Below are 13,177 nucleotides of genomic sequence, written 5' to 3'. Positions count from 1 at the left end.
ACCCGTTGACCTCGACGGTGTCAGGAGCGTGGCACGCGCGACGGGTGTTCGGGCTCGTCCCCGGGAGGGGCCTACCGTTGCGGGTCAGCGCCGGATTTCGACCGGCTTCCCCCGTTTCGCGCGCGATTGCCGATCGTCTGTCAAGGACCCTGTCGTGTCAATCCGCCTCTAGCGCGATGCTGCTCACCCCTACGTACGGTTACCGTCGGTCGATTCGATCTGGGGAAGAGGGGTGTTCGATGACGACTCTGGCGTCCGTGCGCGACGGCTTGGTGGCGTGGGTCGCACGGCGTTCGGCGACGCGGTGGGTGCTGGGCAAGATCGGTTCGCGGGCGTTGTCGCTGCTCCCGGACCGGGCGCTGGTCCCGTTGAAGCGGGACGGGGTGGTGCCGGTCGCCGAGTTGGAGCGGATGCGGGAGGCCGGCGCGGTGCACCGGATCCCGGTGCCGTTCGGCTTGCGGGTGTGGTTGGTCACGGGGCAGGACGAGGCGAGGAAGGTGCTGTCCGACACAGGCGCGTTCAGCAACGACTACGCGCGGCTCGGCGCGGCGGTCGGGCGCATCGAGCAGTCGCCCGGCGGCCTCGGCTTCGCCGACCCGCCCGACCACACCCGGCTGCGCAAGCTGCTCACGCCGGAGTTCACCATGCGTCGGCTGTCGCGGCTGGTGCCGCGCATCGACGCGATCGTGACCGAGCGGCTGGACGCCATGGAGGCCGTCGACGGGCCGGTCGACCTGGTCAAGGAGTTCGCGCTGCCGATCCCGTCGCTGACGATCTGCGAGCTGCTGGGCGTGCCCTACGAGGACCGCGACCGGTTCCAGGAGCTGGCGGCGGCGCGGTTCGACCTGTTCGGCGGCGCGGGGCAGGCGTTGGGCGCGATCTCGGAGTCGCTGTCCTACATGGAGGAGATCGTGCGCCGCGAGCGCCGGTCGCCGGGCGACGGGCTGATCGGCTCGATCATCCGCCAGCACGGGGACGACGTGAGCGACGTCGAGCTGGCGGGCCTGGCCGACGGCGTGCTGACCGGGGGGTTCGACACCACGGCGTCGATGCTGGCGCTGGGCGCGATCGTGCTGCTGAAGGACGACGCGGCGCGTGCCGCGATGCGTGACGACGACGCGGCCGCCGCGCCGCTGGTGGAGGAGCTGCTGCGGCACCTGAGCGTGGTGCAGGTGGCGTTCCCGAGGTTCGCCCGGCACCCGCTGAAGGTCGGCGACCAGCAGGTGGAGGAGGGCGACGTGGTGATCGTGTCGCTGTCGGCGGCCAACCGCGAGGACGCGTCGGACTTCGACCCCTCCCGGCCGCCGACGTCGCACCTGGCGTTCGGGTACGGCGCGCACCGGTGCGTGGGGGCGGAGCTGGCCCGGATGGAGCTGCGCGCCGCCTACCCCGCGCTGCTGCGCCGGTTCCCGGGCCTGCGCCTGGCCGCCGCGCGGCCCGCGTTCCGCACCGCGTCGATCGTGCACGGCGTGGACTCGCTGTTCGTCCACACGCGCTGAGCGTTGAACTCGGGGGTCCCGGACGTAGGACACACGCGTTCCGGACGTAGGACTCACGCGTGAGTCCTACGTCCGGGACCCGAGTGTCGAACGTTGGGGACCCCCGAGTTCCACGTTCGGGATGATCTTGTAGTGCTGCTTAACGCGCGGTCACGAGGTTTCACTTTTCTTGAAGACGGTCGTGGGGGACGGTGGCCTCATGACCGGACGTGGCGCGGTGCGGATGGGACTGCTGGCCCTGCTGTGGGGCTCCTGCTTCCTGTGGATCGACCTGGCCCTGACCGGCCTGTCGCCGGCGCAGATCACGGTCGCGCGCTCCGCGCTGGGCGCGGCCGTCCTGCTCGTCCTGGCCCGCGCGAGCGGCCAGCGGCTGCCCCGGGGGCTGTGGGGCCGGCTCCTGGTCGCCGCGTTCTTCTGCAACACCCTGCCGTTCCTGCTCTTCGCCGTGGGCCAGCAGACCGTCGACTCCGGCGTGGCGGGCGTCCTCAACGCCACGACCCCGCTGTTCTCGCTACTCATCGGACTCGGGCTCGGCACGGACCGCGGCCTCACACCCGCCCGCGTCACCGGCCTGGTACTCGGCTTCGCGGGCGTCCTGCTGATCTTCGCCCCCTGGCGGCACGGCGTGTCGGGCGTCGGCGCGCTCGCGCTGCTCGGCGCGGCGGTCAGCTACGCGGTCGCGTTCGCCTACATGGGGCGCAGGCTCGTCGGCCACGGCGGGCCCCTGGCCGTCTCGGCCGCCCAGCTCACCGCCGCCACCGGCCTGAGCGCCCTCCTGCTGCCGTTCGACCACGCCCCGACCACGCCCAACGCCACCGCGATCGTCGCCGTCGTGGTGCTCGGCGTCTTCGGCACCGGGGCCACGTTCGTCCTCAACTACCGGATCATCGCCGACGAGGGCCCGACCAGCGCCGCCACGGTCGGCTACCTGCTGCCCGTGGTCTCCGTCGCGCTGGGCGCGCTCGTGCTGGACGAGCCGCTGACGGTCCGCGTCGTGGCGGGCATGGCCGTGGTCCTGGTCGGTGTCGCCCTGACCCGCTCGCCCACGCCCGCCCGGACCGCGGGTGAGCCGGCCGGGCGCCGCTGAGGTTCCCGATGACGCCGTTCCGCCGACGGGACGTCCCCATCGGTGCCAAGCTCGACCCATGGGGACGACCGCGCTGGTGCTGCCGCTCGCGGACCGCGACGCGGACCTGGGGACAGTTGGCGGGAAGGGCGCCTCCCTGGCCCGGCTCGCCGCCGCCGGGCTGCCCGTGCCGGACGGCTTCCACCTGACCACCCACGCCTACCGCCGGTTCGCCGCGGACCTCGACGGCGAGATCCGCGCGGCGCTGTCCGGCGCCGACCCGGCCGTCGCCATCGCCGCCGCCTTCGAGCGCCGCGACCTGCCGGCGGAGGTGGCCGACGCGATCCGCGCGCACCTGCCGGCCGGCCCGGTCGCGGTGCGGTCGTCGGCGACCGCCGAGGACCTGCCCGACCTGTCGTTCGCGGGCCAGCACGACACGTTCCTCGACGTGACCGGCCTCGACGCGGTGCTGGCCGCGGTCAAGCGCTGCTGGGCGTCGTTGTGGACGGCCCGGGCCATCGCCTACCGGGCCCGCCACGACATCACCGACGTGGCCATCGCCGTGGTGGTGCAGGAGATGGTGCCCGCCGAAGCGGCGGGTGTGCTGTTCACCGCCAACCCGGTCACGGGCGCGCGCACGGAGACCGTGGTCAACGCCGCGCCCGGCTCGGGGGAGGCCCTGGTGGGCGGGTCGGTCACGCCCGACGAGTACGTGGTGACCGCCGACGGCGGGATCCGCCGGTCGGGCGACCTGCTGCCCGACGCCCGGGTGCGGGAGCTGGCCGCGCTCGGCACGCGGATCCAGGACCTGTTCGGCGTGCCGGTGGACGTCGAGTGGGCCGTGGCGGGCGACCGGGTCGCGGTGCTCCAGGCGCGGCCGATCACCGCGCTCGCCGAGGTCTGGAACGACACCCTGCGCGGCGACTACCTGTGGACGTGCGCGAACCTGCGCGAAGCGGTGCCGAGCGTGATGACGCCCGCCACCTGGTCGCTCGCCCGCGCGCTCGCGCAACCCCCGATCGCGGGGCACCCCACGTCGGGCAACATCGGCGGCCGGTTCTACCTCAACCTCAGCGCCGCGCTGGCGGTCGGCCGGGCGCTCGGCCTCGGCCGCTTCCTGCTCCGGACGGCGGAGCAGCACTTCGGTCGCATCCCGGCGGGCGTGGAGGCGCCGCCGCTGCCGCTGTCGCGCCCGGCCGTGCTGCGCGCCGCGGTCGGCGCGGTGGTGCCGTTCCTGCGGCAGGGCCGGGAGTACCGGGCCAGGATCGACGGCCTGCTGGCCGCCGCGCCGGCCCGCGCGGAGGGGCTGCACGCCGCCTTCCGCGCCGCCGCCACGCCCGCCGAGCTGCTCGCCCTGTGGGAGTCCGACGTGCACGACGTGCTGCACGTGGAGGCCAGGGTGTTCGACGCCGGCGCGCGCACCGGCTCCCTGTCGGCGCTGAAGGTCCGCCGCCGGCTGGAGCGGCTGGTGGGGCCGGAGGACGCCACCGCGTTGCTGACCGGCGCGCACGGCGCGGCGGGGGAGCTGGAGAGCCTGGGCCCGGTGCTGGGCCTGGCGCGGCTGCGGCGCGGCGAGATCACCCGCGAGGACTACGTCCGGCAGTACGGCCACCGGTTCGCCGACGAGTTCGAGGTGTCCGCGCCGCGCCCGGCCGAGGACCCGGACTGGCCCCGCCCGGACGACCACGGCGTCGACCCGGAGGAGCTGCTGGCCCGGCAGGCGGCGGTGCGCGACGCCGCGTGGGAGCGGCTGCGGGCGGCGCACCCCGGCCGGGTCGCCGCGATGCGCCGCCGGGTGGCGCGGGTCGCCCGGCTGGCCCGGCAGCGGGAACGCGCGCGGACGGAGTTCGCCCGCACGTTCGCCGTGCTGAGGGCGTTCCTGGTGCGCGCGGGCGAGGTGACCGGGCACGGCGACGCCGTGTTCTTCCTGTCGATCGACGAGACCGTGCGCGTGCTCGGCGGCGACGGGACGCCGCTGACGGCGGTGCCGGCGCGGCGCGCCGCCTACGACCGGTACCGCGCGCTGCCGCCGTACCCGACGGTGATCCGCGGCCGGTTCGACCCCGAGGCGTGGGCCGCCGACCCGAACCGCCGGTCCGACGTCCACGACGCCTCCGCCGCACCCCCGGGCGACGAGGTGTCCGGCTTCCCCGGCGCGGCGGGCGTGGTGGAGGGCGTGGCGCGGGTCGTCCACGACGTCGCCGGGGGCGAGGCGCTGGAGCCGGGGGAGGTGCTGGTGACCACGGTGACGAACATCGGCTGGACCCCGCTGTTCCCGCGCGTCGCCGCCGTGGTCACCGACGTCGGCGCACCGCTGTCGCACGCCGCGATCGTCGCCCGTGAGCTGGGCATCCCGGCCGTCGTCGGCTGCGGCAACGCCACCTCCCGCATCAGGACCGGCGACCGCGTCCGGGTGGACGGCGGGCGCGGCGCGGTCACCGTGCTGGGCTGAGCCCGCGCGCCGGGGCTAGGTGCCCGGAGGCAGCACGGTCGCCGGGCACGCGGGAGCCGGTGCCGTGCGCGCTGCGCCGTGGTGACCCCGCCCTTCGTTCGAGTGACCGTTGCGGCAGCCGGAGTATTCCAATGCGGTGACGGGATCGTTACAGTCAGTTTCTGGGAACGCTCCCAGAAACGACAACGAAGGGGTTGTTGTGCGAAATCTGCTGGCGGCGGTGGCCGCTGTGGTGTCGATAGCCGGTTTGGTGGTGATCGGCGGGACCAGCACGGCGGGTGCGGCTCCCGTCTGCGCCGTGGACTACAAGCTCAACCAGTGGTCCAACGGGTTCACCGCCAACGTGACCGTGACCAACCAGTCCGCTCCGGTCACCTCGTGGAAGCTCACCTGGACCTTCTCGGGCAACCAGGCGGTCACCTCCGGGTGGAGCGCCGACGTGAGGCAGTCCGGCGCCGTGGTGACGGCGTCCAACATGCCGTGGAACGGCACGCTCGGCACGGGCGCGAGCGCCCAGTTCGGCTTCCAGGCGTCCTACAGCGGCACGAACGCGGTCCCGACCGACTTCGCGTTCAACGGCGTCTCGTGCAGCGGCGACGGTCCGACGACCACGTCCACGTGGCCCACGGACACGTTCACCACCACCACGACGACGACCACGTCCACGACGACGACCACGTCCACCGTGCCGGTCGGCTGCGGCACGGCGACGGTGTGCGACGACTTCGAGCAGCAGACCGGGTCCACCCCGGGCGGCCGCTGGACCGTCGGCGCGGCCAACTGCACCGGCCAGGGCTCGGTCGCCATCGACAGCTCGGTCGCGCACAGCGGCCGCAAGTCGGTGCGGGTCAACGGCGCGTCCGGCTACTGCAACCACATCTTCTTCGGCACGCCGATCTCCGGGTCGTCCACCGTGCACGGCCGGTTCTACGTCCGCCACACCACGGCCCTGCCGATGGCGCACGTGACCTTCATGGCCATGAAGGACGCGAACGACGGCGGCAAGGACCTGCGCATGGGCGGCCAGAACGCGGCGCTGCAGTGGAACCGCGAGTCCGACGACGCCACCCTGCCCGAGCAGAGCCCGACCGGCGTGTCGAAGAGCAAGCCGCTGCCGACCGGCCAGTGGAACTGCGTGCAGTTCACCGTCGACCCGGCGGGCCGGCTGTCCACCTCGCTGAACGGCTCGGTGGTCGAGGGCCTGGTGGCCGACGGCGTGTCCACGCCCGACATCGACTCCCAGTGGCTGCGCAAGACCAACTGGCGGCCCGGCGTCACCGACCTGCGGCTGGGTTGGGAGAGCTACGGCGACGGCGCGAACACCCTCTGGTACGACGACGTCGCGGTGGGCTCGTCCCCGATCGCCTGTTGAGCACGGACGTGGGGAGGGCCGGCGGACCGACCCTCCCCACGCGCCGGTGATCAGGCCGCGGTCACCGAGATGTCGTCCAGCACGAACGAGGTCTGGTAGGACCAGTCCTCCGCGCCGACGAAGCTCAGCGTGACGCTCTGGCCCGCGTACGCGCCCAGGTTGAAGGTGCGCACCTGGTAGCCCGAGGGGTTGAGGTTGGTGTAGGTCGCCAGGGTGGTCGAGCCCGCCTTGACGGTCAGGGTGTCGAACACGTCCGGCTCGTACTCGTCGGTGCTGATCTTCAGCCACAGCGACAGCGTGGTGTTGGCGCAGCCCGCCGGGATGGTGACGGTCTGGCTCAGCGTCTCGGTGCTGGTGTAGCCGTAGCCGCCGATCCAGGAGGAGCGGGAGCCGGTGCGCGGCGCGCCCGCACCGGTCCAGGCGCCGATCGTCCAGGTGCCGTCGGACCAGCCGGTGGTGCCGCTCTCGAACCCGCCGTTGACCAGCTTCTCGCCGGGCGCGGCGCACGCGCCGCCGGCCGGGTTGACGGTCCAGGAGAACGTGGCGCTCGAGGACTTGCCGGCGCTGTCGGTCACCGTGGCGGTGACGGTGTAGGCGCCGGCGGTGGTCGGCGTGCCGGAGATCAGGCCGGTGCCGGCCGCGATCGCCAGGCCGGGCGGCAGGCCCGTGGCCGACCAGGTGTAGGGCGGGGTGCCGCCGGACGCCTTCAGCTGCAGGCTGGTGGCGACGCCGACGGTGCCGGTCTGGTTGCCCGGCGGGGTGACCGCGGGCGTGCCGGGGCCGGGGCCGCCGCCGGTGTTGACGAACAGCAGCTGGTTCGGCGAGCCGGTGCCGGGGCTGGTGATCTTGTTGGCGGTGGAGTTGGTGATCATCGCGGCGGCGACCTGCGCGGGCGTCAACGACGGCGTGGCGCCGAGCAGGAGGGCCGCGCCACCCGCGACGTGCGGCGCCGCCATGGACGTGCCGCTGATCGTGTTGGTGGCCGTGTCGTTGGTCATCCACGCCGAGGTGATGTTCTGGCCCGGGGCGAAGATGTCCGTGCACGTGCCCCAGTTGGAGAACGAGGCGCGGGCGTCGGTGTTGGTGGAGGCGTTCACCGTGATGGCCTCGGCGACGCGGGCCGGGGTGAAGTTGCAGGCGTTGGCGTTGGAGTTGCCCGACGCGATGGCGTAGGTGACGCCGTCGGCGATCGAGTTGCGCACCGCGGCCTCGCCGGTCGGGTCGCTGCCCGAGCCCCCGAGGCTCATGTTGGCCACGGCCGGGCCGGAGGTGTGGTGCCCGGTGACCCAGTCGATGCCCGCGGCGACGCCCGCGAACGAGCCGGAGCCCGAGCAGTTGAGCACCTTGACCGCGATCAGCCGCACGCCCTTGGCGACGCCGTGCGCGGTGCCGCCGACCGTGCCGGCGACGTGGGTGCCGTGGCCGTTGCAGTCGGTGTTGTTGGTGTCGACCGTGTTGGTGCCCCAGGACGCGCGCCCGCCGAAGTCGGAGTGCGTGGTCCGGATGCCGGTGTCGATGATGTACGCGGTGACGCCGGAGCCGTCGTTGGGGTAGGTGTAGGACGAGTCCAGCGGCAGGTCGCGCTGGTCGATCCGGTCCAGGCCCCAGGAGGGCGGGTTCGGCTGGGTCGCGGTGGTCTTGACCTCGCCGTTCTGCTGGACGTAGGCCACGCCGGGCTCGGCGGCGAGGCGGCGCGCGGCCCGTTCGGACAGCGTGCCCGCGAAGCCCTTGAGCGCGTGGCGGTAGGTGTAGTCGACCTTGGCGTCGTACTTGGCGCTGAGGTCGGCGGTGAGCGCGTCGACGCTCTGGGTGGACAGCTCGTCGTAGACGACGATGTAGCTGTCCTTGATGGCGGTCGGGTTGCCCGTGCCGACGATGTCGCCCTCGGCCGCGGCCGGTGTGGCGCCGGTGGCCAGCGCCGCGGCGGTGACCGCGACCGTGGCGAGCCCGATCAGGGCACGTCTGGATCCGCGAACGTCTCCCATTGCAGGGTTCTCCCTCGTGCAGGGGTTCCGGCAGGCCCACTGCGGGACGGGCCGGCCGGGGAGCGGAGGTTCTGCGATCACGTTCGCGCGGACGTGATCGGCAACGTTAGAGCAGCGCCGGGGACCGGACAATCGGCCGGCAGTGGGAACGACCTGCGGAGTTCCGAACGGCGACCGTTTCGGGGCGCGGTCGCCGCTCGGGTGCGGGGGAGGGGCTCGGCGGCGGCCTCAGGGCCTGCGGCCGCGGAACGTGCGGCGCAGGTCGTCCACCCACGCGTCGGGGTTCTCCCAGGGGATGAAGTGGCCGCCGCGGTCGTGCGCGGTGACGTTGACGTGGTTGAACCACCCGGCCAGGGGACCGTCGCGGAACGCGCGGACGCGGTCCTCGGCGGTGTGCACGCCCGGCGGGTTCTCGTGGGTGACGAAGGTGATGCCGACCGGGGCCTGCACGACCGGGGTGCGGTCGTGGGAAGGGCTCCAGGGGTGGCGGTTGGCGTTGGCGTAGTAGCGCATCGACGTGGCGATGGAGTTGTTCACCCAGTAGATCGTGGCGTGGGTGAGCAGGTCGTCCTTGGTGAACACCGATTCGACGTCGCCGCCGTTGTCGCTCCAGGCGTGCCAGCGGCGCAGCAGCCAGGCGAGCAGCCCGGCGGGGGAGTCGCTCAGCGCGTGGGCGAGGGTGGCCCCGTCGAGCACGTGCACCGCGAGGTGCGAGGCCCAGCGGTGGTCCAGCTCGACGATGCGGGCCCGGACGTCGGCGGGCTGGTCGTCGGTGAGGGGCCGGTTGCGGGCGAAGTCCCAGGCGCGGGGGCCGGTGAAGAAGTCGAGCGGCAGCCCGGAGCCGATGTGGATGCCGTACAGCGAGTCGGCGTACTTGTGGCCGAGCTGGCTGGAGACGATCCCGCCGATGTCGCAGCCTCCCGCCGCGTACCGGTCGTGGCCTAGGGTCCCGGTCATCAGGCTGTGCCAGAGGTCGGCGACCTTCCAGAAGTTGACGTCCGGGAAGCCGGTCAGCGGGCCGGGGAAGCCGAAGCCGGGCAGCGACGGCACGATGACGTCGAACGCGTCGGCGGGGTCGCCGCCGGTCGCGGCCGGGTCGGCGAGCGGGTCGATCACCTTCGACCAGTGCCAGAACGTCCACGGCCAGCCGTGGGTGAGGATGAGCGGGATCGGGCGGGGGCCGCGGCCGGGTTTGCGCAGGAAGTGCACCGGGACGCCGTCGACGGTGACCCGGTGGTGCTCGTAGGCGTTGATGGCGGCCTCGGCCTCGCGCCAGTCGTAGCCGTCGCGCCAGTGGGCGACCAGCTCGCGGAGGTAGCCCGCCGGGACGCCGTAGGACCAGTCCTCGTTCCCCTCGTCCACCGGCGGGCGGGTGAGCGCGAGCCGGGCGCGCAGGTCGTCCAGGACCTCGTCGGGCACGTGGATCGGCGTGGGCTCCAGGGGGAACGCGGTCATGGCGTGGTTCCTCTTCCCGCGGCGACGGGCCGGACACCCCGATGGGATGACGCTCGCCCCACTGGTCAACGATCTCGATAACTTCAGTGTTGACTAAAACAAGTCTTGCCCCGGTGGCTCGGGCACCACCGGGGCAAGACTCCACCAAAAACGGCCGAGACGATCAACCCGCGACGTACTGCCGGAGGTGCTGGGCGGTCAGCGTGCCGCCGTGCTCGACCAGGTCGGCCGGGGTGCCGGTGAAGACGACGCGGCCGCCGTCGTGGCCCGCGCCGGGGCCGAGGTCGATGATCCAGTCGGCGTGCGCCATGACGGCCTGGTGGTGCTCGATCACGATCACCGTGTTGCCGTCGTCCACGAGCCGGTCGAGCAGGGCAAGCAGCTGGTCCACGTCGGCGAGGTGCAGGCCGGTGGTGGGCTCGTCCAGGACGTAGGTGGACGCCTTCTCGGCCATGTGGATGGCGAGCTTGAGCCGTTGCCGCTCGCCGCCGGAGAGGGTGGTGAGGGGCTGGCCGAGGGAGAGGTAGCCGAGGCCGACGTCGACGAGCCGGTCGAGGATCGCCTTGGCCTGCTTCTCGGTGAAGAAGTCGCGGGCCTCGGTGACGGACATGGCGAGGACCTCGCTGATGTTCTTGCCGCGCAGGGTGTGGGTGAGGACTTCGGCGGTGAACCGCTTGCCCTCGCACTTCTCGCACACGGTGGCGACGCCGGCCATCATCGCGAGGTCGGTGTAGACGAGGCCGATGCCCTTGCACTGGGGGCAGGCGCCTTCGGAGTTGGCGCTGAAGAGGGCGGGTTTGACGCCGTTGGCCTTGGCGAAGGCGGTGCGGACGGGGTCGAGCAGGCCGGTGTAGGTGGCGGGGTTGGAGCGGCGGGAGCCGCGGATGGGCGACTGGTCGACGGTGACGACGTCGTCGCGGTGGGCGAGGGAGCCGTGGACGAGGGAGCTCTTGCCGGATCCGGCGACGCCGGTGACGGCGGTGAGGACGCCGAGGGGGATGTCGACGCTGACGTCCTTGAGGTTGTGCAGGGTGGCGCCGGTGATGGGGAGCCGGCCGGTGGGGGTGCGGACGTGGTCGCGGAGGCGGGCGCGGTGGTCGAGGTGGCGGCCGGTGAGGGTGTCGGAGGCGCGGAGTTCGGCGACGGTGCCGGTGAAGGTGATGTGGCCGCCGGCGACACCGGCGCCGGGGCCGAGGTCGACCACGTGGTCGGCGATGCGGATGGTCTCGGGTTTGTGCTCGACCACGAGGACGGTGTTGCCCTTGTCGCGCAGGCGCAGGAGGAGTTCGTTCATGCGCTGGATGTCGTGGGGGTGCAGGCCGGTGGTGGGTTCGTCGAAGACGTAGGTGATGTCGGTGAGGGCGGAGCCGAGGTGGCGGACCATCTTGACGCGTTGGGCCTCGCCGCCGGAGAGGGTGGCGGCGGGTCGGTCGAGGCTGAGGTAGCCGAGGCCGATCTCCACGAGGTTGTCGAGGAGTTCCTTGAGGGTGGTGAGCATGGGGCCGACGGAGGGGTCGGTGATCTTGGCGACCCAGTCGGCGAGGTCGCTGATCTGCATGCTCGAGCAGTCGGCGATGGTGAGGCCGTCGATCTTGGAGGAGAGGGCGGCGGCGTTGAGGCGGGCGCCGTGGCAGTCGGGGCAGGTGGTGAAGGTGACGGCGCGGTCGACGAAGGCGCGGATGTGGGGTTGGAGGGATTCGCGGTCCTTGCCGAGGTAGAGGCGTTGGACTTTGACGAGGAGTCCTTCGTAGGTGACGTTGGTCTTGCCGATTTTGACTTTGGTGGTGTCGCGGTTGAGGAGGGCGTCCCATTCTTCGTCGGTGAAGTCCTGGAGTTTTTTGTCGGGGTCGTAGAAGCCGGAGTGGACGTAGGTCTGGACGTACCAGTTGTCGACGGTGAAGCCGGGGACGGTGATGGCGCCTTCGTTGAGCGATCTGGTGCGGTCGACGAGTTGGTCGGGGTCGACGGTGGAGACGCGGCCGAGTCCTTCGCAGTGGGTGCACATGCCTTCGGGGAGGTTGAAGCTGAAGGCGGCGGAGGTGCCGATGTGGGGTCGGCCGAGTCGGCTGAAGAGGATGCGGAGCATGGTGTGGGCGTCGGTAGCGGTGCCGACGGTGGAGCGGGAGTTGGCGCCCAGGCGTTCCTGGTCGACCACGATGGCGGCGCTGAGGTTGCGGAGGGCGTCGACGTCGGGGCGGCCGAGGCTGGGCATGAAGGATTGGATGAAGGCGGTGTAGGTCTCGTTGATGAGTCGTTGTGACTCGGCGGCGATGGTGCCGAAGACGAGGGAGGACTTGCCGGAGCCGGAGACGCCGGTGAAGACGGTGAGGCGGCGTTTGGGGATGTCGAGGGAGATGTCGGCGAGGTTGTTCTCGCGGGCGCCGCGGACCTGGATGGCGTCGTGGCTGTCGGCGGGTGCGGGCATGCGTGTTTCCCCCTGGTTTGTTTATGTCGTAAGGTGACCGGCGCACGATACTTTAGGGCGTAAAGGGGCGGCAAGTGGCAGTGTTCGCGGGGCAGGGTGACGCGGGGCGGTCGTTGCGGTTGTTGTGGCGTGCGCCGGGTGGTGGTGGTCCGGGGTTGTCGGTGGACGCGATCGTGGACGCGGCGGTGGAGGTGGCGGACCGGGAGGGTTTGGCGGGGTTGTCGATGCGGGCGGTGGGGGAGCGGTTGGGGCGTTCGGCGATGGCGTTGTACGCGTACGTGCCGGGCAAGGCGGAGTTGGTGGACCTGATGTGCGACCGGGTGTTGGGCGGGTTCCCGGCGCAGTACCCGGTGGACGCCGGGTGGCGGGTGGCGTTGCGGGCGTGGGCGGTGGACGCGCGGGGGTTCTTCCTGGCGCACCCGTGGGTGTTGCAGGTGTCGCAGGCGCGGCCGGTGTTGGGGCCGAACGAGTTCGCGATGGTGGAGGGGTTGTTGGGGATCCTGCGGTCGACGGGGTTGGGTGCGCCGGTGGTGCGGGGTGTGGTGGGTGCGGTGGTGCAGTTCGTGCGGGGTGCGGCGGGGGTGGTGGCGGAGGCGCGGCGGGCGGCGCGGGAGACGGGGTTGTCGGACGAGGAGTGGTGGTGGTCGCGGTCGGGGGTGTTGGCGGAGGTGGCGCCGGATTTCGCGGAGCGGTTCCCGTTGTCGGCGTGGTTGGGGGCGGAGGGGTCGGGGGCGGGGGTGTCGTTCGTGGAGCGGGGTGCGGTGGAGGCGTTCGAGGTGGGGTTGGAGGTGTTGTTGGACGGGGTGGAGGCGGCGGTGGCGCGGGCCGGTGGGGCGTCGTCGGTGGGGTAGGGTGTGGCGGTTCGCGCGGCTCGGGGAGGTGGGACCCATTTTCGGTGGTGTGCGTCGGGTCGCTTCCGGCCG

At 72.4% G+C, this 13,177-nt stretch carries 8 protein-coding genes and 1 riboswitch; of the genes, 5 read left to right on the top strand and 3 right to left on the bottom strand.

Going from position 1 to position 13,177, the window contains the following annotated elements:
- Positions 1 to 20: 20 nt before the first annotated feature.
- Positions 21 to 153: riboswitch (cobalamin riboswitch) on the bottom strand.
- Positions 154 to 239: 86 nt separating this feature from the next.
- From ACWEFJ_RS06060 to ACWEFJ_RS06045, 4 genes are all read left to right on the top strand, one after another.
- Positions 240 to 1,499, top strand: coding sequence for a cytochrome P450 (locus ACWEFJ_RS06060; protein WP_449713080.1), 1,260 nt, complete (start codon positions 240 to 242; stop codon positions 1,497 to 1,499).
- Between the two features lie 199 nt (positions 1,500 to 1,698).
- On the top strand, positions 1,699 to 2,586 hold the full coding sequence (locus tag ACWEFJ_RS06055) for a DMT family transporter (protein ID WP_449713079.1): 888 nt from the start codon (positions 1,699 to 1,701) through the stop codon (positions 2,584 to 2,586).
- 58 nt (positions 2,587 to 2,644) lie between these two features.
- Positions 2,645 to 5,017 (top strand): PEP/pyruvate-binding domain-containing protein, encoded by a 2,373-nt coding sequence (locus ACWEFJ_RS06050; RefSeq protein ID WP_449713078.1) that lies wholly within the window; start codon positions 2,645 to 2,647, stop codon positions 5,015 to 5,017.
- Positions 5,018 to 5,216: 199 nt separating this feature from the next.
- Positions 5,217 to 6,389 (top strand): cellulose-binding domain-containing protein, encoded by a 1,173-nt coding sequence (locus ACWEFJ_RS06045; RefSeq protein ID WP_449713077.1) that lies wholly within the window; start codon positions 5,217 to 5,219, stop codon positions 6,387 to 6,389.
- 50 nt (positions 6,390 to 6,439) lie between these two features.
- Here ACWEFJ_RS06045 and ACWEFJ_RS06040 read toward each other — a convergent pair whose 3' ends face one another.
- The 3 genes from ACWEFJ_RS06040 to ACWEFJ_RS06030 all read right to left on the bottom strand — a co-directional run bounded on the left by ACWEFJ_RS06040 (position 6,440) and on the right by ACWEFJ_RS06030 (position 12,254).
- On the bottom strand, positions 6,440 to 8,374 hold the full coding sequence (locus tag ACWEFJ_RS06040) for a S8 family peptidase (RefSeq protein WP_378094769.1): 1,935 nt from the start codon (positions 8,372 to 8,374) through the stop codon (positions 6,440 to 6,442).
- Positions 8,375 to 8,602: 228 nt separating this feature from the next.
- Positions 8,603 to 9,829 carry an epoxide hydrolase family protein gene (locus ACWEFJ_RS06035; protein WP_449713076.1) on the bottom strand — a complete coding sequence of 409 codons (1,227 nt, stop codon included), beginning with the start codon at positions 9,827 to 9,829 and terminating at the stop codon, positions 8,603 to 8,605.
- 163 nt (positions 9,830 to 9,992) lie between these two features.
- Positions 9,993 to 12,254 carry an ATP-binding cassette domain-containing protein gene (locus ACWEFJ_RS06030; RefSeq protein ID WP_449713075.1) on the bottom strand — a complete coding sequence of 754 codons (2,262 nt, stop codon included), beginning with the start codon at positions 12,252 to 12,254 and terminating at the stop codon, positions 9,993 to 9,995.
- A gap of 74 nt (positions 12,255 to 12,328) precedes the next feature.
- On the opposite strand from ACWEFJ_RS06030, the gene ACWEFJ_RS06025 reads away from it, so the two are divergent.
- Positions 12,329 to 13,105, top strand: coding sequence for a TetR/AcrR family transcriptional regulator (locus ACWEFJ_RS06025; RefSeq protein WP_449713074.1), 777 nt, complete (start codon positions 12,329 to 12,331; stop codon positions 13,103 to 13,105).
- The last annotated feature ends 72 nt before the right edge of the window (positions 13,106 to 13,177 follow it).

The sequence above is a fragment of the Actinosynnema sp. NPDC004786 genome, from assembly GCF_053601135.1.
The sequence above is the reverse complement of the archived record's forward strand: the minus strand, read 5'-3'. Positions and strand labels throughout refer to the sequence as shown.

What these genes read in the sequence shown, in the direction of transcription:
- ACWEFJ_RS06060 (WP_449713080.1), top strand. Translation starts at nt 240, where the DNA reads ATGACGACTCTGGCGTCCGTGCGCGACGGCTTGGTGGCGTGGGTCGCA.
- ACWEFJ_RS06035 (WP_449713076.1), bottom strand. Translation starts at nt 9,829, where the DNA reads ATGACCGCGTTCCCCCTGGAGCCCACGCCGATCCACGTGCCCGACGAG.
- ACWEFJ_RS06030 (WP_449713075.1), bottom strand. Translation starts at nt 12,254, where the DNA reads ATGCCCGCACCCGCCGACAGCCACGACGCCATCCAGGTCCGCGGCGCC.
- ACWEFJ_RS06050 (WP_449713078.1), top strand. Translation starts at nt 2,645, where the DNA reads ATGGGGACGACCGCGCTGGTGCTGCCGCTCGCGGACCGCGACGCGGAC.
- ACWEFJ_RS06055 (WP_449713079.1), top strand. Translation starts at nt 1,699, where the DNA reads ATGACCGGACGTGGCGCGGTGCGGATGGGACTGCTGGCCCTGCTGTGG.
- ACWEFJ_RS06040 (WP_378094769.1), bottom strand. Translation starts at nt 8,374, where the DNA reads ATGGGAGACGTTCGCGGATCCAGACGTGCCCTGATCGGGCTCGCCACG.